Below are 21,979 nucleotides of genomic sequence, written 5' to 3'. Positions count from 1 at the left end.
AAATTAAAATAAAAATGGCAAACGTTAAAAATTTAAAGAAAGACATCAACTTCGTATTAGGAGATATTATTGAGGCAATTTACTTATTCGAAATGTCTACAACAGGAAATCCTACTCCAGAAACGAACGCTTTGATCGATCAGGCTATCGCTGCTTTTGATACTTTGATCACAAAAGTGAATGCTAAGAACGTTGAAAATAAAAAAGCGCACTTTAAACAAATCAATGTTGAATTGGAAGAAACTGCTAATCAATTGATTGCTAAAATCAACGAATTGTAAGCAAAAAAAAGTATAAAAAAGTGCAAATTTATTTTGGTAAAACGAAAAACCGCTTTATATTTGCACCCGTAATGAGTCGCCAGCGTAGCTCAGTTGGCTAGAGCAGCTGATTTGTAATCAGCAGGTCGTGGGTTCGAGTCCCTCCGCCGGCTCAACAAAACCATCACTTTTAGTGGTGGTTTTTATTTAAAAAAGAGCAAATTATTTGCATCCGTAATGAGTCGCCAGCGTAGCTCAGTTGGCTAGAGCAGCTGATTTGTAATCAGCAGGTCGTGGGTTCGAGTCCCTCCGCCGGCTCAACGTAAAACCATCACTTTTTAGTGGTGGTTTTTTTTTGCCCGAAAAACAAAAAAAGAGAAATTCCAATATTTGAAAATTCCAAATTCCAAATGATTGAGATTTTTGAATTAAAATCCTTCAGCTTCAACTTTGATATCGAATATTGAAATTTATTATTATCTAATAGTTAAGGCCTTTGGAACGAATTGTTTTATTGCAAGTATGATTGGGATTTTGAATTTTAATGTTATTATTTAATTGGGAATTTGCTTTGATGAAAAATTGTAACCATATTTTTCTTATGTTTGTTTCTTAACCAAAACATATTTAACAAATGGAAGAAAATTCAGTTTTTGAAAAATTTGAGTTGCAACTCGATCAATCTGCAAAAGACTTTTTAAAAGAAACCGCAAAATGGGCCTACTTTTTATCAATAGTAGGATTTGTAGGTATTGGGCTTATCATGCTAATTGCAGTTTTTGCAGGAACCTTTTTCGCAGCGATGGGAAGTATGATCCCGGGAGCGAGCGCTATGGGAGGTTCTTTTGGGGTAGTAATAGGAATTGTGTATTTTATTATTGGAGCAATTTATTTCTTCCCGGTTTATTATTTATTCAAATTTGCATCTAATGCAAAAAAAGCGTTTAGAGATAACGATACTGAAGCACTAACCAGCTCTTTTGGGTATTTAAAATCTCATTACAAATTCCTTGGTATTTTTACGCTTGCTATTTTAGTATTGTACGGATTAATATTTATCCTTTCTATGTTTGGAGCTTTGTTAGGAAGATAAAATGAAATAAAAAATCAAATCTTTAAAAATTCCAAATTCCAATTTAATTATAAAGTTGATTTCGTTATAGTTTGGAATTTAAAAATTTGGAGTTTACTATAAATAAAAAAGTCCTGAGATTTCTCAGGACTTTTTTGTTTTTATCAATGCTGTATTATTGTTTTTGTTGCTCTTTTTTAATGTCTGCAACATATTTCGTTAGTTTTTTTCCGTAAAGAGATTGCGCTACTTTAGGAGTCATTGATTTTTGAATTGTATCAAGGAATTTAACATTGATGTCGTAAATCTCAGATAAAGCAATATAAGGGGCTATTTCGTGATCTTTATTGTTAAGAGCAAAGTTTGTAGCATACAAGTATTTTCTTTTGATGTTAGATTCTTGTTTCGTGTTTATACTATCAAGAGCTTTTTGGTCTTGTCTTTTTGTAGCTTTAAATCTTGATTCTACCAAAGACAGATTTTCATCATTAAAACGAGAGTTTATTTTTTTGTACTCATCATATAGTTCCTGATTTTTAGATCCGGTAATTTTGGCATTATAGATAAAGTTGTCTAAGTTGGTGTCGATATTAATATTACCAGGTTCAGCAAAAAACAAAATGTTATTGTCTAATGAATTGGTAACGCCACGATCCAGGTATAAATAAAGTACCTCTGGAGATTCCAGTTTAATGTCGCTTTCAAAAGAAGAGTCTCCGTCTATTTTAATGCTGTCAATAGCTACAAGAGAGGTGTCAACGATTCTTTGAATGTATAAAGTCCCGTTTTTTAATCCTTTTATATTTCCTGTAAGGTGCAAGTTGTCGGTAGATTCTTTTTTGCTACAAGATGCTAATACTGCGAGTGTAACAAAAGCAATAATTGATTTTTTCATTGGTTTTTTAGATTTTGCTGCAAAATAAAGAAAATAGTTTGAATGTAATGATGTAGTGTTTAATTTTTCCGAAAAATAAATTACAATCTATTTTAAGGTTTTAGAAAATAAAAGCATAAAAAAATCCTGTAAGCTCAGCTTACAGGATTTTTAAATATTTATGCGATTAAAAATATTATTTAATCATTTCAAAACTTCTTTTTACGAACGCCGTTAAAGCTTCTCCTTTTAAAAGGTTTTGCGATAATTTAGCAAGATCTAAAGCTTGTTTTACCAAGTGTTCCTGATGTGTTTTGTCTTCAGTATTCAGAATATTGGTTGCCAAATCAGAGTTGGTATTTACTACCAAATTGTACATTTCCGGCATATTACCCATTCCAAACATTCCTCCACCGCCGGATTGGCTCATTTCTTTCATTCTACGCATAAATTCAGGCTGCGTGATGATAAACGGAGCAGCTTGACTATCCATAGCTTCTAGCTGTACACTATACGCTTTAGGGATATAAGCTTCTAATGAAGTTTTTAAAGTTTCTTTTTCTTCATCAGATAATTTAGAAATCGTGTTCTCATCTTTTTTGATCAAATTATCAATATGATCAGAATCTACACGTACAAAAGTTACATCTTTATTGTCACCTTCAATTTTTTGAATCAAGTGCGAAATAATAGGAGAATCTAAAAGTAAAACTTCGTATCCTTTTTCTTTTGCTGTTTCAATATAAGAATGTTGTGCTTCTTTATTTCCAGCGTACAGTACTACCAGTTTTCCGTCTTTATCCGTTTGGTTTTCTTTTAATTTTTCTTTTAATTCTTCAAGAGTAAAATAAGTATCATCAACCGTTGGATACAAAACAAATGCACCTGCTTTTTCGTAGAATTTATCTTCAGAAAGCATTCCGTATTCTAAAACGATTTTAATATCGTTCCATTTAGCTTCAAAATCAGCACGGTTTTCGTTGAATAAAGCTTTTAGTTTATCAGCAACTTTACGAGTGATATAGTTAGAGATTTTCTTAACTGCACCATCCGCTTGTAATCCTGAACGGGAAACGTTCAATGGGATATCCGGTGAGTCAATAACTCCTTTTAACATTGTCAAAAATTCAGGTACAATTCCTTCTACGTTATCGGTAACGTAAACCTGGTTTTGGTACAATTGAATTTTATCTTTCTGAATTTGCATATCAGATCCTAACTTAGGGAAGTACAAAATTCCGGTTAAGTTGAATGGATAGTCTACATTTAAATGAATGTGAAACAACGGATCCTCAAATTGCATTGGATACAATTCTCTGTAGAAGTTTTTATAATCTTCATCAGATAATTCAGTTGGCTGTTTTGTCCAGGCCGGGTTTGGATTATTGATGATGTTGTCAGTTTCAACAGTTTCATTTACGTAATCTTCAGGAGCATCTTCCGGTTTTGGAAGTGTTTCTGTTCTTGTTCCGAATTTAATCGGAATAGGCATAAACTTGTTGTACTTGTTTAATAATCCACTGATTTTTGAATCTTCTAAAAATTCAAGAGAATCTTCGGCAATATGCAGGATGATTTCTGTACCACGTGAAGTTTTGTCAGCCGGCTCTAAAGTAAATTCAGGGCTTCCGTCACATGTCCAGTGTGCAGCTGGTTCGTCTTTGTATGATTTTGTAATGATTTCTACTTTTTCAGCCACCATAAAGGCAGAGTAAAAACCAAGACCAAAGTGTCCGATAATACCAGAATCTTTTGCAGAATCTTTGTATTTGTCAAGGAATTCTTCGGCTCCTGAAAAAGCAACCTGATTGATGTATTTTTCAACTTCATCAGCTGTCATCCCAAGACCCTGGTCGATAATGTGAATTTTTTTTGCTTCTTTATCGATTTTCACTTCGATAAAAGGATTACCATATTCAACTTTGGCTTCTCCAATACTAATTAAATGTTTTAGCTTTAAAGTAGCATCGGTTCCGTTCGAAATTAACTCACGTAAAAAGATTTCGTGATCGCTGTACAAGAACTTTTTGATTAAGGGAAAGATGTTTTCTACCGAAACATTAATTTTACCTGTTGTCATATTTTTTTAATTTTTTAGTTTAATGTGATGATTCTCATTTCTTCAAATAGAATACCAATTGCTTTTTTAGTGACAAAATGTCGCAAGTGTTAATTCTGAAAGAAAATAATCAGATTGTAAAACAAATGATATTCTTATGAATTGTATCTTTGTGGTATAATAATTGTTAAATAAGTAAGTATTAACTTAAATAAATGTACAAAATGAAGAAAATTATTTTCATTTGCATGATCGCCACGATGTTATTCGCGTGTAAATCAGCTTCGACAACAGCTTCAACAGAAGGCACTTCGCTATCGACTAAACTTGATAAATCTACTCAAGTTGCTCTTAAAGGAAATTGGGTTTTAACCAATGTTTCTTATCCCGGTTCTGAATATATCAAAGTAAATTCTTTTGATCTTGCAGATTCTAAATGCTTTATTGGTAGTACATGGAGTTTTATTTCAAATAACAATAAAGGTACGATGGCACTAACTGCGCCAAGCTGTACTGGTTTTAGCTCGCCAATCGTGTGGAGTATTAACAATCAGGGACTTTTTGTTCTTAAAATTCTTAATGCCGGTGAAAAAGCGAAAAAAGTAAGAGATGGTTACTTATTAAAAGTTGCTGGTGTTACTGAAAGTTCTTTTCAGTTAATCGATAATATTAATGTTGGCGGACAAGTTAAAGACGTTGTTTACCAATTTCAAAGAGCTAATTAAAATTAAAAAAATATAAAATATATAATATGAAAAAGATAACAGTTTTAGGTTTGAGCAGTTTACTTGTATTGGTAAGTTTCTTTACAAGTTGCGATTCAGTAAAAAACGCAAATAATACACAAAAAGGCGCAGGAATTGGTGTAGTTGCCGGTGGTCTTATTGGAGGTATTTTAGGAAATAATTTAGGGAAAGGCGGAAACGCTGCTTTAGGTGCTGCAATTGGTGCTGCTGTAGGTGGTGGAACTGGAGCTCTTATTGGAAACAAAATGGACAAACAAGCTCGTGAAATCGATCAGGCTTTACCAGGAGCTTCTGTAGAAAGAGTAGGTGAAGGAATCCATTTAACTTTAAATGAAAATTCTGTTCGTTTTGATACAAACAAATCGACTTTAACAACTCAGGCAAAAGCAAATTTAGATAAATTAGTTCCTGTATTTAATGAATACGGAGATACTGATATTCAAATTTTTGGTTATACTGATAATACAGGAAAACCAGAATACAATTTGACACTTTCAGGACAAAGAGCTGCATCTGTTCAAGCTTATTTAGCTTCAAAAGGACTAAAATCAAGTCGTTTCAAAACTTCTGGTTTAGGAATTGCTGATCCTATTGCAACTAATGATTCTCCTGAAGGAAGAGCCCAAAACCGTCGTGTAGAATTTTCTATTACTGCAAACGACAAAATGGTAAATGATGCAAAAGCAGAAGCTGGAAAATAGGTTTCAAACGCAATAAAATTTCTTAAAAGCTGTTTCATATTTGAAGCAGCTTTTTTTTGACTTTAGAAATTAAACATTGTAAATTTGTGCTTTCAAACATAACCCATGCTCGACATTCAAAATATCTCTTTTTCGTATACCGAAAACCCTGTTATAAAAAACGTTTCTTTTACTATCAATAAAGGAGAAAATATTGCTATTATTGGTGAAAGCGGCTGCGGAAAAAGTACGCTTCTTAAATTACTGTATGGTTTATATGATTTAAATGAAGGCAAGATTTTTTATAACGAAAAACCTATTTTAGGCCCTAAATACAATTTGATTCCGGGAATGCCTTATATGAAATATCTGGCACAGGATTTTGATTTGTCACCTTTTGAAACTGTTGCAGAAAACGTTGGTAAGTTTCTTTCGAATGGTTTTGCGAACATGAAAAAACTTCGTGTTCAGGAATTGTTGGAAATGGTAGAAATGGAGCAATTTTCGAATGTAAAAGCGAAGTTTTTAAGCGGAGGTCAGCAACAAAGAGTGGCGCTGGTAAGAGTTCTGGCTTTAGAGCCTGAAGTAATTTTATTAGATGAACCTTTTAGCCAAATAGATGCTTTTCGTAAAAATGCTTTGCGCCGAAATTTATTTAAATATTTAAAACAAAAGGGAATTACCTGCATTATTGCAACCCATGATAGTACGGATGCTTTATCTTTTGCAGATGAAGCGATTGTGATGCGAAACGGAGAAGTTATTGTAAAAGACAATCCGGTAAAAATTTACGAAGATCCTGAAACTAAATATGTAGCATCACTTTTTGGAGAAGTAAATGAAGTTCCTACTCATTTATTACTTTCTTATGAAGATCAAACGCATAAGACTTTGGTATATCCGCATCAGTTTAAAATGGTCAATGAATCGAATTTGCCGGTAAAAATTAGAAAAACTTATTTTAGAGGAAATCATTATCTGATTGAAACGGTTTATAAAAGACAATTGGTGTTTTTTGAAAGTGAAATCGATTTGCCTCTTGAACAGGAAATATTTTTAGGTTTAAACTATTTGTAATTAGATAATTTTCTAATCTTAAAATACAAAACCCGACAGAATTTAAATTCTGTCGGGTTTTTTTATTATCGAAAATAAATGAAATTTAGTTTTTTAAATACTTCTCTAAAAATTGATCTTGTTCCCAAAGTAGGTGTAAGATGTTTTCTTTGGCAACATAACTATGTGCTTCTTTAGGTAAAATTACCATTCTTGTAGTGGCTCCCAAACCTTTTAGTGCTTGGTAATAACGCTCTGTTTGCAAAGTAAAAGTACCTGGATTATTATCAGCTTCACCATGAACTAATAAAAGCGGCGTTTTCATTTTGTCTGCATTCATAAAAGGAGACATTGCAGTATAAACCTCAGGAGTTTCCCAATAATTACGTTGTTCGCTTTGAAAACCAAATGGAGTTAAGGTTCTGTTGTAAGCACCACTTCTCGCAATTCCGCAAGCAAACAGGTTAGAATGTGTCAATAAATTAGCAGTCATAAAAGCGCCGTATGAATGTCCTCCCACCGCTACTTTTTTACGGTTGATATATCCTAAAGCATCTACAGCATCAATAGCAGCTTCGGCATTGGCTACCAATTGAGGTATAAAGTTGTCGTTAGGTTCTGTAGTTCCTTCGCCAATAATAGGAAAAGCAGCATCGTCAAGAACCACATATCCTTTGGTTACCCAATACACAAATGATCCGTAATAAGGAAACGTAAATTCGTTTGAGTTTTGAGTCGATTGGCCTGCACTGTTTTTGTCTTTGTATTCAGCCGGATAAGCCCAGATTAATAACGGTAGTTTCTCTTTTTTGACTTTGTCATAACCGGCAGGTAAATATAAAGTTCCGGAAAGTTCAACACCATCTTTACGTTTGTATTTAATAACTTCTTTACTTACGTTTTTAATACTTTCAAAAGGATTTTGGAAAGATGTAATTGGCGTAATGCTATTTTGTTTTTTAATATTTCTGAAATAATAATTAGGATAGTCACTTTTAGACTGAATCTGAACTAAAACTTTTCCGGTTTTAAAATCCTCGATCCCTAATAAATCTTCTTTTTTGTCTTTATAAGTCGAAGTATAAAGGCGTTTTGACTGTAACGTTTTTAAATTAAATTCATCAATAAAAGGGAATTGTCCTTCTTTTGTATATCCTTCGCCAATGCGATATGCATTGTCTTTTTCGATGGCTAACACATATTTATTGTATTCATTCTTTTTAGTTTCAAAAATTCCGGGATCTGAGTAAACATCTTGCTGGTTTCTGTCTGTAATAACTTTTGGCTGCTGGCTTGGGTTAGACGGATTTATTAAATACGTTTTTGTATTTCGGGTGTCGTACCATTCGTCAGTAAGAAAAGCAATATTATCATTACCCCAAACTATGTCGTTATAACGTTGAGGTACTTTTGCTAAAGTTGTTGCATTGTTTGCAAAAGGCGCATCCCAAAGAAAAACTTCGTCTCTAAAATCAACTTTATTTGCTGGATCTCCTTCATCAAGAGCTACAACATAAGATAACGTAGCCGGTTTGTCGTTTCTCCAGGCCATTTCTCTTTTTCCTTTTCTAACGGCCATAAAACCTTTAGGAATTATTTCGTTTAAAGGAACTTCATTAACCGTTTTAATTTCTTTTCCTCTTGCATCATAAACAACTGTTTTAGATGGAAATCTGTATAGAGGTACCACATATGAAAATGGTTTCTGAATAGTTGTTAACATAATATAATTACCATCTGGTGAAATTCTTTCTCCCGCATACATTGCCGCTTCTTTAAACAGAGTCGCAGTTCCGTTAAGGCTGACTTTGTACAATTCTGAAGTAATGATATTTTCAAAATTAATTTCGTCATTTTGATTTTTCAACATATCAGGATAGGTTCTGTTTTGAGATTTTGCACCTGATGTACTTGAAATAATTGGACCTGTTGGTAAATCTTTTTTAGAATCTAATAAAGGCTTTCTGTTTTTAGGAAGCATTTTTACCAGAATAGTTTCATTGTCTAAAAACCAGCTAAACGGATTGCCAAGATTTGCGTTAACAGTCGCATCGGTAAGTTTTGCTGCTTTTGCCGTTGCTACATCTACAACCCAAAGTTCTACGCCTGAATTTGTAGTATGCGAAAACAAAATTTTCTTATCATTTGGCGACCATGAAATGTTGCTTATTTTAGCATTTTCAGGCAATCCTGCAACTTGTGTTTCGTTTTTTGAGCTAATCTTTCTTAATTTAAGATTGGTAGTATAAGTAACCGTACTCGATATATTAGTTACCGGATTAATTCTCAGTCCACCTAAACGAAGCTCTTCCTGGTTTAAATCGTCTAATGTTTTATAGGTGTTTCTGTATATTAGTAACATGGTTTCCTTTTTAGTATCCATAGATACTGTTGGAGCTCTTTGATAATCGGCTAGATCTAATATAGATTTAGAAGGTTTTTGATAGGTTAGGTTTTCCTGAGCAAAGGCAAAAAAGCCCATGTTTAGAAATAAGAGGAGAGTAACCTTTAATTTCATAATTTGAATTTTAGGAGTTTAAAAAAATGCTTTTCATAATGTTTGACTAAAGTACTTTAAACTTGTTACATTTTATACGTTATTTTTCATACTTTTCAGTGTTTTGGTATGAAAACTGTTTTTTCGTGATCGAAATAGCTTCAATTGAATTTATAATTGAAGTATATTAAATTGCCAATTACGAAAAAAACACTAATTTGTACGCTAATGATTTAAAGTATACTTAAATTTGCAATCGAATTTTTTAATAAATAATAAAACAATATGTATCACTCAAAAATAGCGGGCTTAGGATATTATGTTCCTTCAAATGTTGTGACCAATGATGATTTGTCTAAGATTATTGATACCAATGATGAGTGGATTCAGGAGCGCACGGGAATTCAGGAACGCAGACATATCATTCGTGGAGAAGATACCACAACTTCAATGGGAGTAAAAGCAGCTAAAATTGCGATAGAACGTTCTGGCGTAGCCAAAGAAGATATTGATTTTGTAGTTTTTGCTACATTAAGTCCTGATTACTATTTTCCAGGTCCAGGAGTTTTAGTGCAACGTGATTTAGGATTACGTACAGTAGGAGCATTAGATGTTAGGAATCAATGTTCTGGTTTTGTTTATGCTATTTCTGTTGCAGACCAGTATATTAAAACCGGAATGTATAAAAATATTTTGGTGATTGGTTCTGAGGTACATTCTACAGGATTAGATATGACAACCCGCGGCCGTGGAGTTTCGGTAATTTTTGGAGATGGAGCAGGAGCAGCGGTTTTAAGTCGTGAAGAAGATCTGACAAAAGGAATTTTATCTACTCACTTGCATTCAGAAGGACAGCACGCAGAGGAATTAGCTTTGCAGGCACCTGGAATGGGAGCGCGTTGGGTAACCGATATTTTGGCAGATAATGACCCAAATGACGAAAGTTATTATCCGTATATGAACGGACAATTTGTATTTAAAAATGCAGTAGTTCGTTTTGCCGAAGTAATTAATGAAGGTTTAGAGGCAAACGGTTTACAAGTTTCGGATATTGACATGTTGATCCCGCATCAGGCGAATTTGAGAATTTCACAATTCATTCAAAACAAATTCAAATTGACGGATGATCAGGTGCATAATAATATCCAGAAATACGGTAATACAACTGCAGCTTCAATTCCGATTGCTTTGACAGAGGCGTGGGAACAAGGAAAAATCAAATCAGGAGATACAGTGGTTTTAGCCGCTTTTGGTAGTGGTTTCACTTGGGCAAGCGCTATTATTAAATGGTAAATTAATTCATCTTGCATTATATTTTAAAACCTGCTCTTTTTTAGAGCAGGTTTTTTTATACACATTCATTTGTCAGGCTGAGCGAAGTCGAAGCCCTTGTTCCCATTGAGGCGCCCTTCGACTTCGCTCAGGGTGACAGTTGATTAGCAAAGAGATTTTGATGAATGACGATTGTCAGTCTGAGCGAAGTCGAAGACCCGTTGCTATTGGGAGCACCCTTCGACTTCGCTCAGGGTGACACTTGATTAGCAAAGAGATTTTGATGAATGACGATTGTCAGGCTGAGCGGAGTCGAAGCCCGCGTTCCAATGAGAGGGTCCTTCTACTTTGCTCAGGGTGACATTTGAATATAAAGAATATTTTATTTTGAAATGATTTTCTTACTTTTATATGTTTTTGAAATCAAATAAGATGAAAAGATATTATGTTTATATATTAAAATGTTCTGATGACAGTTATTACACAGGAGTTACGAATGATGTAGAGAGGAGATTAAATGAACACCATTTTGGTTTAAATAAAGAAAGCTATACATATAGTAAAAGACCTTTGAAATTAGTTTTTTGCACCGAATTTAATGATATTAATCAAGCTATTGCATTTGAAAAGCAAGTGAAAGGATGGAGTAGAAAAAAGAAAGAAGCGATAATAAATGATAGATGGGAAGACTTAAAAAATCTTTCAGAATGTTTAAATGAAACTTCTCATAAATATTATAATAAAAAAGATGTTTAGTATCAACTAGCCTTCGACTTCGCTCAGGATGACAAATGTACTTACAAGTAATTTAATACTCTTTTGTCAGGCTGAGCGGAGTCTAAGCCCACGTTCCAATTGGCTAGCTTTTTACTTTGAGTATGCGATTTTGATTTTTAATTAATATTTTTGTTAAGTGAGAAATGATAAAACCTCTTTTTAATCAAAATGAAAAAAAATCAACTGGAAATAGCGTGCTTCAATTACGAATCGGCATTAATTGCAGAGGAAAGTGGTGCAGATCGAATTGAGCTATGCGAAAATATGCAACTTGGCGGAACAACGCCCAATGCTGTTTTGGCGGTAAGAGTTCGAGAAAAATTATCGATTAAAATGCATGTTATCATAAGGCCTCGCGGTCGAGATTTTGTATATACTGATGAAGAATTTGTAGAAATGAAGCAGGATATAAAACACTTGAAAAAATTAAGTGTTGACGGTTTTGTTTTTGGAATTCTTAATCCTGACGGAAGTGTCAATAAAAAGCAAAATCAGGAATTAGTCAATTTGGCAAGTCCGCTTTCCTGTACTTTTCATCGTGCTTTTGATCATGTCAATTCGATAGAACAAGCCCTTGAAGATGTTATTGATTGTGGTTTTAAAACCATCTTAACTTCTGGTCACGCAACAAGTGTTGAAGAAGGAATCGATGATTTAGAAATGATTCAGAAACTTGCAAAAGACCGAATTGAGATTATGCCCGGCGGAGGTTTACGATCTTCGAATATTAAATTGTTACAGGAAAAATTAGAACCTACTTTTTATCATTCGTCAGCCATTACAGATAATTCTGAAACAGCAAATCCGGAAGAGATAAAAGAATTGCGGAATTTTTTATAAGCAATATATAAAATAAGAAAAGCCTGAAGTTGGCAAACTCCAGGCTTTTCTTTTCTACAAGAACTATTAAAATCTACTACTAAAAGTGGGATTAAAACATTCCGCCACCACCTTTATTAGTGTTGTCTTCTCTTTGTTTACGTTCAAGATTTTTGATTTTTGCTCCACCAAAATTATAGGTTAACCCTAAATAAACGGTTTGGCTTTCCCATGTAAATTGTCCTGCCTGAGGATAAGGATACATCGTATCAAAAGCATATTTCATAGTATTGAATACGTCATTAAAACGTAAACTAATGTTCATCTTGCTGTCTAACAATGTATAACGCGAACCTATGTCCATTTTGTACATTTCATGGTTGTTATTTTGCAATCCATCAACAGCACCTCTGTAAAATCCGAATAATAAAAAGCTTAAACGCTTATTAACTTTGAAGTTTGAGTTCATACGACCGTTGAATGCCGCAACGGTAACTTTTCTTTCAATAGGGTTACTAATTTTTGTTGCCGGATCATATAAAAACACAACTCCTTGCTGATTGATACTTGAGAAATCGATAGATGGAGAGATGTCCCACCATTTTGTTATCTTATAATTGAAAGAAACTTCGAAACCGTAAGAAGTATTATGATCATAATTGGTAAAAGTCATGATCTGTTTGTTACCACTTGGATCTGTATCGTCCGGATATAAAATTCTACTGATTTGGTCATTAATGCTTCTATAGAAAACGCCTGTCGTAAAACTTCCTTTTTCAAATGTTTTAGTATAATTCACTTCCACAGAATTTGTAAACTGAGGTCTTAGTGCTTCATTTCCTAATGAAGTTACCAACGGAGTAGAAAATTCACGAATAGGTTTTGTCTGCTCTAAACTAGGGCGATCTACACGACGGCTATAGCTAAATTGCAATGTGTTTTTCTCATTTAAATTATATGTGAAATAAGCTGATGGATATAAAGTAATATAATCATCATCAAATTTTTTGAAACCATTATTTAAATTGGCCGCTACTTTATAGCTTTCGAAACGAGCTCCTAATTGGTAACTGAATTTTTTATATTTCTGACCAAAAGTTACATAAGCGGAGTAAATATCAGTATCATAAGTATAATTAGAAACTGGGATTTCTGCCAATGCATTTCCTGTCGTATAATAGTTATCTGTTTTAGTAATTCTGGCTTCGGCACCTGCTTCAAGAGTCGTTTTCTCGTTTAACGGATTTATGTAATCAACATTCAAAGTACTTAATTTACGGGTACCTCTGATATAATCATCATAAATTACGCTATTTTTAGTATTGTCAAGTTTTGTCGACTGAGTATCAAAAGAAGCGTATTGTGTTTCTTTATTGTCACTATAATTTCCTTCAACATCCAAAGTATGACCTTCTTTTTTAAAGATGTGTTTGTATGCTAAGTTGTAAGTCCCAACCTGATCCGGACCTGTATATTTAGATTTTTGAAAAACATTCAGTAAATCAGAATCAGCTACATTATTGTAATCAATGTTGGTGTCTACAAATCCTTTTCCGTTAGATTTATTTTGGTTGGTATAAAATGATAAAGTATTATGATCATCAATTAAATAATCCATTCCAATTTTATACAAGTAAGAATCGTTATCGTTTTTAATGTCTAAATTTTGAGTAATGTCCTGATCTAATCTGTTGATGTGACCTTCATTAAAATAAGTTCCAAAATTCTGACCTACGTTACCAAAGAAATTTACTTTTCCGGTTTTATAATTCAGATTCAAAGACTGGTTGTATTTAGCCGTTTCACCAAAAGTGATTCCGCCACTGTAACTTCCGTTAAAGCCAGTATTGGCATTTTTATGCAAAACGATATTAATAATTCCCGACATTCCTTCAGGATTGTACTTCGCACTTGGATTGGTGATTAATTCAATTTTTTTGATCGAAGTTGATGGAATTTGTTTTAATAATTGAGCGGGATCAATGTTTGATGGTCTACCGTCAATTAATACACGAACATTATCGTTTCCACGAAGTGAAAGTTTTCCGTCCTGATCTACATTTACAGATGGAATATTGTTCATGATGTCAGAAGCAGAAGCTCCGGCAGTTGTCAAATCTTTTCCAACAGTAATTACTTTTCGGTCAATTTTTTGTTCAATTGTCGAACGGTCGCTTACAATATTTACACCTTTTAACTGAGTTGCTTCTTCTTCAAGAGCAGCATTAATTGTAGCTGACTTTTTACTGTCACTCAAAATTACAGACCCAACGTATTTTCTAAATCCAATGTACTGAATCTCGATCGTATAACTTTTTAAAGCTAAGTTTTTAATCGAAAAGCTTCCATTATCATCTGTATTTACTCCCGTAACTACTTTTCCGTTGTCTTTGATTGAAACTGTGGCGTAAGAAATAGGTGCGTTATTCGATTTTTCGGTAATTTTCCCGGACACTGTTCCCGTGTTCTGGGCTTGTGTTGTTGCAATTACCCCCAGTAATGCAAACAGAAAGAATTTTAATTTCATAATGATGTAATGATTATTTTGATTTGATTGATGATGATGATTTGTTTTTTGTTTTTTTAGATTTTTTGCTTCAAACGAATTCAAAGTTCCTATTAAGACTCTTTTATCATCGATATGTTACAGGAAAAATTAAAAATATTTTGTTTTTTTTAAGATCCTCTGTTTTTTAATAGATTAGCATTTTAATTTTTTGATAATTTTAACAATCATAATAAAACGCTTTTTAGGAAATTCTAAGTGTTTTATACTATTTTATATGTTTTTCATTTTCTGTAATTGATGAATAAGCAGTATCTTTGCTCACTTTAAAAATAAGTTTACATGTCATTATCACAAATTCTTACCCCTTCTATACAAAAAGCAATACAAGCATTATTTGATGTTACTGTTGATAAAATTGAATTTCAAACTACCCGAAAAGAGTTTGAGGGCGATATTACAATGGTAATTTTTCCTTTACTAAAAGTGATCAAAAGCAATCCTGTAGAATTAGGAAATAAAATTGGGAATTATTTAGTCGAAAATCTTTCTGAAGTAGCGCGTTTTAACGTTGTTTCCGGTTTTTTGAATATTGTAATTGCAGATAGTTATTATTTGAATTTCTTTAATGAAATAAAAGACAATCAAAAATTTGGATATGTTACTCCTAATCCGGAGGACAAAGCCATTATGGTCGAATATTCTTCGCCAAATACTAACAAACCTTTACACTTAGGTCATGTTCGTAACAATTTGTTAGGATATTCCGTAGCCGAAATTATAAAAGCGTCAGGTAAAAAAGTATACAAAACTCAAATTATCAACGATCGCGGAATTCATATTTGCAAATCAATGCTGGCCTGGGAAAAATTTGGAAATGGAGAAACTCCGGAAAGTTCAAACTTAAAAGGAGATAAGTTAGTTGGTAAATATTATGTGGAGTTTGATAAGGCGTATAAAGCAGAGATTTCACAATTAATAGAAACCGGCAAAACCGAAGAAGAAGCAAAAAAACAAGCTCCAATTATTATTGAAGCACAGGAAATGCTTAAAAAATGGGAATCTGGTGATGAAAAAGTTATTTCACTTTGGAAAATGATGAACCAATGGGTTTATGACGGTTTTGCTACAACTTACACCAATCTTGGAGTTAATTTCGATAAATATTATTATGAAAGTAATACGTATCTATTAGGAAAAGATGTTGTTCAGATAGGCCTTGATAGTGGTGTTTTCGAAAAAGATTCTGACGGTTCTGTTTGGATTGATTTGACAGATGAAGGTCTGGATCGTAAAATTGTTTTACGTTCTGACGGAACTGCTGTTTATATGACGCAGGATATTGGTACTGCAATCCAGCGTGTAAAAGATATGCCAGATGTGGGCGGAATGGTTTATACCGTTGGTAACGAACAGGATTATCACTTTAAAGTTTTGTTCTTAATCTTGAAAAAACTTGGTTTTGATTGGGCTTCAAGCTTATATCACTTATCATACGGAATGGTTGATTTACCTTCAGGAAAAATGAAAAGCCGTGAAGGAACTGTTGTAGATGCAGATGATTTGATGCAGGATATGACAGATACAGCGCAGCAAATTTCAGAAGATTTAGGAAAATTAGATAGTTATTCTGCCGAGGAAAAAGCGAAATTGTACAAAACAATTGGTCTTGGTGCCTTAAAATATTACATATTAAAAGTAGATCCTAAAAAACGTATTTTGTTTAATCCTGAAGAATCTGTTGATTTTGCCGGAAATACAGGACCGTTTATTCAATATACATATGCCAGAATCCAGTCAATAATTCGTAAAGCCGATTTTGATTTTTCTGCCGCAACCAATACCCAGGAATTACACGAAAAAGAAAAAGAATTGGTAAAACAAATCGAACTTTTCCCTGAAGTAATTCAAAATGCAGCTCAAAATCATAGTCCTGCTTTGATTGCCAATTATACCTATGATTTGGTAAAAGAATACAATTCATTTTATCAATCAGTGCATATATTAGGAGAAGTAGATTTGACTAAAAAAATATTCAGAGTGCAGCTTTCGCAAAAAGTAGCCGAAGTTATAAAATCAGCATTTACCTTATTAGGAATTGAAGTTCCTGAAAGAATGTAAATATCTTAAACATTAAAATGCGTAAAAAGCCAATAGTTGTAAAACTATTGGCTTTTATTGTTAGTAATATGTCCTATTGTTCTTTTTTGAAAGAAAATTCCTTATTTATTTTGCGGAAGTAATTTTTAATGTTTTTAAAATTAAAAAATAAGCATTCTTAATTTAATCGACAGTTCTAATACTTGATGATGTTATCTTAAAAATATTTCCTATTATTTGTTTTTAACTATTTTGAATTAGTACCCTATTTAGTAAAAATGATAAAGGATCACCGTCTGAAATTGATTTTTGGACGGTTTTTTTTTGTCCTTTTTTAATCTTTATGAAGGATAATAATGATAAGAGATGATATACTTAGCGAATTTTTTAGCTTTTTGTAAGATTCTAATTTTTTACAGTAATTCTTCTAATTACTGCTGCTTTTTTTCTTAAGCGCTATAATACCAATTGCTTAATACCTCAAAATTTATTAAAAGTAGTAAATAGATTACTTTTAATTATGTTAAAAGAATTAAAAATCTTGTTAAAGTTATATTAATTTAATAAGTTGCGCCAAAATAATTTCAAAATATAAACAATGAAACAAAAAATTAAAGGGTTTTTACTACTGATTGTTGTACTGAGTTCTCAGTTGTTTTTTGCACAACAGCGTGTTATTTCGGGAACTGTGTCAGATGTGTCTGGACCGGTACCGGGAATAAATGTTATCGTTAAAGGAACAAAGAATGGCGTACAGACCGATTTTGATGGGAAATACTCAATCAAAGCAAAAACCGGAGACGTTCTTTTATTTTCCTATGTAGGTATGCAGGATGTTACTATTACTGTGGGCACCTCTTCTGTAGTAAATGCTAAGATGAAAGAGATAGGAAAAGAGTTAGATGAGGTTGTTGTGGTGGCTTATGGTAAGGCAAAGAAATCATCTTACACGGGATCAGCAACACAAATTAAATCAGAACAACTAGAAAATAGACCTTTAACAAATGCGTTGTCTGTTTTAGAAGGAAGTACTTCCGGAGTTCAGGTTCAAAGTTCCGCTGGACAACCAGGATCGGCACCAGAAATTAGAATTCGCGGATTCAGTTCAATCAACGGATCAAATACTCCCTTATATATTGTAGATGGAGTTCCTTATGCTGGAGATATTAGCAATTTAAATTCGAGTGATATTGAAAGCTTGACGGTTCTAAAAGATGCCTCTTCGACATCACTTTATGGTTCAAAAGCCGCAAATGGTGTAATTATAATTACAACTAAAACCGGAAAGTCAGAAAAAGATAAATTTTCATTGAATGTAAGTACTGGTATGACCTCAAGATCTATTAAAGATTATGATAGAGTAGATGCTTATCAATATTATCCATTAGAATGGGAAGCTATAAGAAATAGTCGCCCTATGACTACGCCGGCAGACATTGCTGCAGCTAATATTTATGCGTCAGGAAGAGTAGGTACAGTGTTGGTAACAAATCCCTTTAATGTTCCTGTAGGAACTGTTGTAGGAACTGACGGAAAATTAAATCCTAATGCACAATTGTTATATCCTGAAGATTTAAACTGGGAAAAACAATTGGAGAGAGCAGGTGTTCGTAAAAATATAGATTTCTCTTATCAGGGAAAATCAGACAGATCAAATTATTTTGCGTCACTCGGACATTTAGCAGAGGAAGGATACATTCAGAAATCTGGTTTTGAAAGAACAACAGGACGATTAAATTTAAATACAAGTTTAAATGACTGGTTTAAAACAGGTGTGAATTTGTCGGGAACCGTAACTAATTCTAAATTGGGAACTGATGGGGTTGCTAACACAAGTGCGTTCAACAATCCTTTTGTGATAATGAGAACGATGGGGCCAATTTATCCTATTTTTGATCATGAAGTAAATGGTGATTATAAATTAGATGCTTCTGGTAATAAAGTATATTCAACCACAAGAGGATCTGGAGCCGCTAACGGAAGAAATGTGGTATATGAAACACTAAATAATACAGATGTTAAAAAAGGGCTGGCTCTTTCAGGACGAACTTTTTTTGAAATAAGTTTTTTAAAAGATTTCAAATTTACCACTAACGCTTCTATTGATAAGACTTATTCTAATAGAACATATTCATATAATACCCTTATAGGAGATGGATCGCCTACTGGATTAATGGCGAAAGAGGATAGGATATTTACAGGTATCACCTATAACCAATTATTAAATTATTCTAAAAAAACAGGAAATCATTCTATTACTGCATTGTTTGGTCATGAGAGTTTTGATTATGAAAGAAATTGGACTACAGGGGTGAAGACAGGTCAGGTTTCTCCGGATATTATTGAATTTATTAATTACGCAACAACTACTACTTTAGAAAGTAAAACGAGAAATTATTCGACAGAATCTTATTTTTCAAGAGTAGGATATGATTATATGGATAAATATATTTTTTCGGCATCATTTCGTAGAGATGGGTCTTCCAAATTTTCTAAAGATAATAAATGGGGAAATTTTTGGTCATTTGGAGGGGCATGGGTAATTTCTAGAGAAAATTTCCTAGCTGAAAATTCTTGGATTAATGATTTAAAACTAAGGGCTTCGATAGGGGAAGTTGGAAATGATTCTCATATAGCTTCCGATAGAGATGAAGATGGTACAGTAACAAAAGGTTTAAACTATTATGTGGGAAAAACCACTTATAGTTTAGGTAATGATAATGGTAGTGAAGGCGGGGTGGTAACATATGCTTCAGCAGCACCTGATTTGAAGTGGGAAGTTAATACTCAAAAAGATATGGCAGTAGAATTTGGATTGTTTAAAAACAGACTTAAAGGAAGTCTTGAGTATTATAATAGAAATACAGATGGGCTTATTTTTCAAGTGCCAAATGCATTATCTTCAGGTTTAGATTATAGAGTAGAAAATATTGGCTCGATGGTGAATAAAGGTTTTGAGATTGCTTTAGACGGTATTGTTCTCAAAACAAATGATTTCTCGTGGAGTTTAAATGTAAATGCTTCAACTATTAAAAATGAAATTACCAAATTGCCACAGAAAGAGATTATTGATGGCACCAAAAAATTGGCTGTAGGTCAATCTATCTATGATTACTGGTTAAGAGATTGGTATGGGGTAGATCCTGCAGACGGTTATGCATTATATGTTGCTGATCCTGAAAAAATGGTTAAAAATGATACTAGTGCACGAGTTATAAATGGAGTGAATGCAACAACAGATCAAAACAAAGCACTTTATCACTATGCAGGTTCTGCGATACCAGATTTATTCGGAACTTTTGGCAGTACAGTTAAGTATAAAGGACTTCAGTTGGATGTTATGTTCTCTTACCAAATAGGAGGCTTGATGTATGATACAAACTATTCAGCTTTAATGCAATCCGGTAATAATTACGGTTCAGCTTTTAGCACAGATATTTTAAACAGATGGCAAAAGCCAGGTGATATTACAGACGTTCCAAGATTAGATGTTACCAGAAGTCCCCAATCAAATGCCGCTTCGGACAGATGGTTAATAGGATCTGATTATTTATCACTAAGACAAATTAATCTTTCTTATAAATTACCTTCTGATTTAATTTCGAAATTAGAAATCGATAATGCTACGATTTATGTAAATGGCGAAAACCTCATGTTATTTACCAAACGTCAGGGAATGGATCCAACCCAAACATTTAATGGTACTACTCAAAACAGATATATTCCTTCAAGAGTAATTACGTTAGGTGTTAATTTAAATTTTTAAGAAAATGAAATCAACTTATATAAAATTAGTATTTTTTATACTCTCAATAGCTGTCTTAGGATCTTGTTCAGATGATTTTTTGGATAAAAAACCAACAGAGTTTGTTGACTATGATGGAGCAACAAAAACAACAGAGAACTTAATGACTTTGTTAAACGGGATCCATAGATCTTTATATCTTCAGTACGAAGATCAAAGTCAGGGAGGTTTGGGCGGTTTAATGCAGCAAACAGATATTGTAGGTGATGATGTTGTTTTTCCAATTACAAACGGTTGGTTTTTGACAGTATATAATTGGAGTGGATTAAATAATGAAAATTCAGTTGATGTGCGTTTTCCTTACAGAACCTATTATAGAATTGTCCGAAATGCAAATACAATAATAAATGCAACTGATGCTGCTATCGGTACAACAGCTGATAAAAATATTGTAAAAGGACAGGCATTGTTATACCGTGCATTTTGTCATTTTCAATTAGTACAGTTGTATGGTAAAAGATATGTAAATGGAGAAACAAATTCACAATTGGGAGTGCCAATTATTTTGAATGTTGGCAATGAAGCTTTTCCAAGATCTACTGTAGAAGAGGTTTATGCTCAAATCAATAAAGATTTAGATGAAGCTAATATTTTATTAATTGGCTATGATAAACCAAACAATTCTCATCTAAATCTAAAAGTAGCTCAGGGATTAAAAGCCCGAGTAGCCTTAACTCAGGGAAACTGGGAAATTGCGGCCGACTATGCAAATAAGGCCAGATCAGGAATAAGCTTAATGTCTATTGCAGATTATGCCGCTGGTTTTAACGATTACAATAATAAAGAATGGATGTGGGGTAGTCACATTAATGAAGTGCAAACGCTATATTTTGGAAACTTTGGAGCTTATATGTCCAGAAACTTTAGCTCAACAGTTATACGTTCCTGTCCAAAAGCAATAAATAGTAAATTGTACAATATGATTCCGGAAACAGATGTTCGTTCTACTATTTTTAGTAAAGACGGAAGCCATCCAGGTCTTGCTTTAGGATCTGCTTTTGCAAAATTTCCTTATACAAGTCAAAAATTCCTGGCTATTGGTACGGGCGATAGTAGATGTGATGTTCCTTATATGCGTGCAGCCGAAATGTATCTTATAGAAGCAGAAGCAAAAGCGAGATTAGGGCAATCAGATGCCGCGTCAATACTTTTTGATTTTGAAAGTAGCAGAGATCCAAAATATGTATTGTCTACCAATACTGGACAAGCATTAATAGATGAAATATTGATCCAAAGAAGAATAGAATTATGGGGAGAAGGATTTAGATTTTTTGATTTGAAAAGAACAAATGCTCCCTTGGACAGAACAGGGGCAAATCACGATTCAGGTCTTACAAATGGAGTTATGAATGTCCCTCCAACAGATAAAAGATGGCAATGGCTTATTCCAGTAGCAGAGATTAACGCTAATCCACTCATAAAACAAAACGAACTTTAAGTAATGAATTGCAAAGAG

15 protein-coding genes and 2 tRNA genes are annotated in these 21,979 nt (G+C 33.3%); 13 read left to right on the top strand and 4 right to left on the bottom strand.

The genetic code is table 11. The features are described 5' to 3' along the window. Positions 1 to 14: 14 nt before the first annotated feature. The 4 genes from B0M43_RS01415 (at position 15) to B0M43_RS01400 (ending at position 1,353) form a co-directional block, all read left to right on the top strand. Positions 15 to 281, top strand: coding sequence for a hypothetical protein (locus tag B0M43_RS01415; protein WP_026982865.1), 267 nt, complete (start codon positions 15 to 17; stop codon positions 279 to 281). A 78-nt stretch (positions 282 to 359) separates the two neighbouring features. Then, positions 360 to 433 (top strand) — tRNA-Thr (locus B0M43_RS01410). Positions 434 to 504: 71 nt separating this feature from the next. Then, positions 505 to 578: transfer RNA gene (locus tag B0M43_RS01405), tRNA-Thr, on the top strand. 316 nt (positions 579 to 894) lie between these two features. Continuing rightward, positions 895 to 1,353: a DUF5362 family protein gene (locus tag B0M43_RS01400; RefSeq protein ID WP_065450942.1), complete on the top strand. Its 459-nt coding sequence runs from the start codon at positions 895 to 897 to the stop codon at positions 1,351 to 1,353. A gap of 154 nt (positions 1,354 to 1,507) precedes the next feature. Here B0M43_RS01400 and B0M43_RS01395 read toward each other — a convergent pair whose 3' ends face one another. Together B0M43_RS01395 and htpG are read right to left on the bottom strand one after the other, a co-directional pair. Next, the gene (locus B0M43_RS01395) at positions 1,508 to 2,227 is read right to left on the bottom strand and encodes a DUF4369 domain-containing protein (RefSeq protein WP_065450943.1); all 720 of its coding nucleotides are present in this window, start codon (positions 2,225 to 2,227) and stop codon (positions 1,508 to 1,510) included. A gap of 175 nt (positions 2,228 to 2,402) precedes the next feature. Next, entirely contained in the window at positions 2,403 to 4,286 is a 1,884-nt protein-coding gene (gene htpG / locus B0M43_RS01390) for a molecular chaperone HtpG (protein ID WP_065450944.1), read from the bottom strand. A 203-nt stretch (positions 4,287 to 4,489) separates the two neighbouring features. On the opposite strand from htpG, the gene B0M43_RS01385 reads away from it, so the two are divergent. The 3 genes from B0M43_RS01385 to B0M43_RS01375 all read left to right on the top strand — a co-directional run bounded on the left by B0M43_RS01385 (position 4,490) and on the right by B0M43_RS01375 (position 6,768). Further along, positions 4,490 to 4,990, top strand: a complete 501-nt coding sequence (locus B0M43_RS01385) for a lipocalin family protein (protein ID WP_065451190.1) — start codon at positions 4,490 to 4,492, stop codon at positions 4,988 to 4,990. 26 nt (positions 4,991 to 5,016) lie between these two features. Further along, positions 5,017 to 5,712, top strand: coding sequence for an OmpA family protein (locus B0M43_RS01380; protein ID WP_065450945.1), 696 nt, complete (start codon positions 5,017 to 5,019; stop codon positions 5,710 to 5,712). A gap of 105 nt (positions 5,713 to 5,817) precedes the next feature. Next, positions 5,818 to 6,768 carry an ABC transporter ATP-binding protein gene (locus B0M43_RS01375; RefSeq protein WP_065450946.1) on the top strand — a complete coding sequence of 317 codons (951 nt, stop codon included), beginning with the start codon at positions 5,818 to 5,820 and terminating at the stop codon, positions 6,766 to 6,768. 85 nt (positions 6,769 to 6,853) lie between these two features. Here B0M43_RS01375 and B0M43_RS01370 read toward each other — a convergent pair whose 3' ends face one another. Further along, positions 6,854 to 9,265 carry a prolyl oligopeptidase family serine peptidase gene (locus B0M43_RS01370; protein ID WP_078005918.1) on the bottom strand — a complete coding sequence of 804 codons (2,412 nt, stop codon included), beginning with the start codon at positions 9,263 to 9,265 and terminating at the stop codon, positions 6,854 to 6,856. 264 nt (positions 9,266 to 9,529) lie between these two features. On the opposite strand from B0M43_RS01370, the gene B0M43_RS01365 reads away from it, so the two are divergent. From B0M43_RS01365 to B0M43_RS01355, 3 genes are all read left to right on the top strand, one after another. Beyond that, positions 9,530 to 10,537, top strand: a complete 1,008-nt coding sequence (locus B0M43_RS01365) for a 3-oxoacyl-ACP synthase III family protein (RefSeq protein ID WP_065450948.1) — start codon at positions 9,530 to 9,532, stop codon at positions 10,535 to 10,537. Positions 10,538 to 10,948: 411 nt separating this feature from the next. Then, positions 10,949 to 11,272 (top strand): GIY-YIG nuclease family protein, encoded by a 324-nt coding sequence (locus tag B0M43_RS01360; protein WP_078006172.1) that lies wholly within the window; start codon positions 10,949 to 10,951, stop codon positions 11,270 to 11,272. Between the two features lie 189 nt (positions 11,273 to 11,461). Continuing rightward, entirely contained in the window at positions 11,462 to 12,133 is a 672-nt protein-coding gene (locus tag B0M43_RS01355) for a copper homeostasis protein CutC (RefSeq protein WP_078005917.1), read from the top strand. 91 nt (positions 12,134 to 12,224) lie between these two features. Here the strand turns inward: B0M43_RS01355 and B0M43_RS01350 are convergent, their stop codons facing one another. Next, positions 12,225 to 14,639, bottom strand: a complete 2,415-nt coding sequence (locus tag B0M43_RS01350; protein WP_078006171.1) for a TonB-dependent receptor domain-containing protein — start codon at positions 14,637 to 14,639, stop codon at positions 12,225 to 12,227. 321 nt (positions 14,640 to 14,960) lie between these two features. Here B0M43_RS01350 and argS point away from each other — a divergent pair, with 321 nt between their 5' ends. The 3 genes from argS to B0M43_RS01335 all read left to right on the top strand — a co-directional run bounded on the left by argS (position 14,961) and on the right by B0M43_RS01335 (position 21,961). Further along, entirely contained in the window at positions 14,961 to 16,739 is a 1,779-nt protein-coding gene (argS, locus tag B0M43_RS01345) for an arginine--tRNA ligase (protein WP_078005916.1), read from the top strand. A gap of 577 nt (positions 16,740 to 17,316) precedes the next feature. Further along, on the top strand, positions 17,317 to 20,484 hold the full coding sequence (locus tag B0M43_RS01340; RefSeq protein WP_078005915.1) for a TonB-dependent receptor: 3,168 nt from the start codon (positions 17,317 to 17,319) through the stop codon (positions 20,482 to 20,484). A gap of 4 nt (positions 20,485 to 20,488) precedes the next feature. Then, positions 20,489 to 21,961: a RagB/SusD family nutrient uptake outer membrane protein gene (locus B0M43_RS01335; protein WP_078005914.1), complete on the top strand. Its 1,473-nt coding sequence runs from the start codon at positions 20,489 to 20,491 to the stop codon at positions 21,959 to 21,961. Positions 21,962 to 21,979 lie beyond the last annotated feature (18 nt).

It is taken from the genome of Flavobacterium sp. KBS0721 (genome assembly GCF_002007065.3).
Taxonomy (GTDB): Bacteria; Bacteroidota; Bacteroidia; order Flavobacteriales; family Flavobacteriaceae; genus Flavobacterium; species Flavobacterium piscis.
This window is presented reverse-complemented; position numbering and strand designations above follow the sequence as displayed.

Coding starts and splice junctions, on each gene's coding strand:
- B0M43_RS01355 (WP_078005917.1), top strand. CDS start 11,462: ATGAAAAAAAATCAACTGGAAATAGCGTGCTTCAATTACGAATCGGCA.
- B0M43_RS01385 (WP_065451190.1), top strand. CDS start 4,490: ATGAAGAAAATTATTTTCATTTGCATGATCGCCACGATGTTATTCGCG.
- B0M43_RS01335 (WP_078005914.1), top strand. CDS start 20,489: ATGAAATCAACTTATATAAAATTAGTATTTTTTATACTCTCAATAGCT.
- B0M43_RS01370 (WP_078005918.1), bottom strand. CDS start 9,265: ATGAAATTAAAGGTTACTCTCCTCTTATTTCTAAACATGGGCTTTTTT.
- B0M43_RS01400 (WP_065450942.1), top strand. CDS start 895: ATGGAAGAAAATTCAGTTTTTGAAAAATTTGAGTTGCAACTCGATCAA.
- B0M43_RS01365 (WP_065450948.1), top strand. CDS start 9,530: ATGTATCACTCAAAAATAGCGGGCTTAGGATATTATGTTCCTTCAAAT.
- B0M43_RS01380 (WP_065450945.1), top strand. CDS start 5,017: ATGAAAAAGATAACAGTTTTAGGTTTGAGCAGTTTACTTGTATTGGTA.
- argS (WP_078005916.1), top strand. CDS start 14,961: ATGTCATTATCACAAATTCTTACCCCTTCTATACAAAAAGCAATACAA.
- B0M43_RS01395 (WP_065450943.1), bottom strand. CDS start 2,227: ATGAAAAAATCAATTATTGCTTTTGTTACACTCGCAGTATTAGCATCT.
- B0M43_RS01415 (WP_026982865.1), top strand. CDS start 15: ATGGCAAACGTTAAAAATTTAAAGAAAGACATCAACTTCGTATTAGGA.
- B0M43_RS01375 (WP_065450946.1), top strand. CDS start 5,818: ATGCTCGACATTCAAAATATCTCTTTTTCGTATACCGAAAACCCTGTT.
- B0M43_RS01350 (WP_078006171.1), bottom strand. CDS start 14,639: ATGAAATTAAAATTCTTTCTGTTTGCATTACTGGGGGTAATTGCAACA.
- htpG (WP_065450944.1), bottom strand. CDS start 4,286: ATGACAACAGGTAAAATTAATGTTTCGGTAGAAAACATCTTTCCCTTA.
- B0M43_RS01340 (WP_078005915.1), top strand. CDS start 17,317: ATGAAACAAAAAATTAAAGGGTTTTTACTACTGATTGTTGTACTGAGT.
- B0M43_RS01360 (WP_078006172.1), top strand. CDS start 10,949: ATGAAAAGATATTATGTTTATATATTAAAATGTTCTGATGACAGTTAT.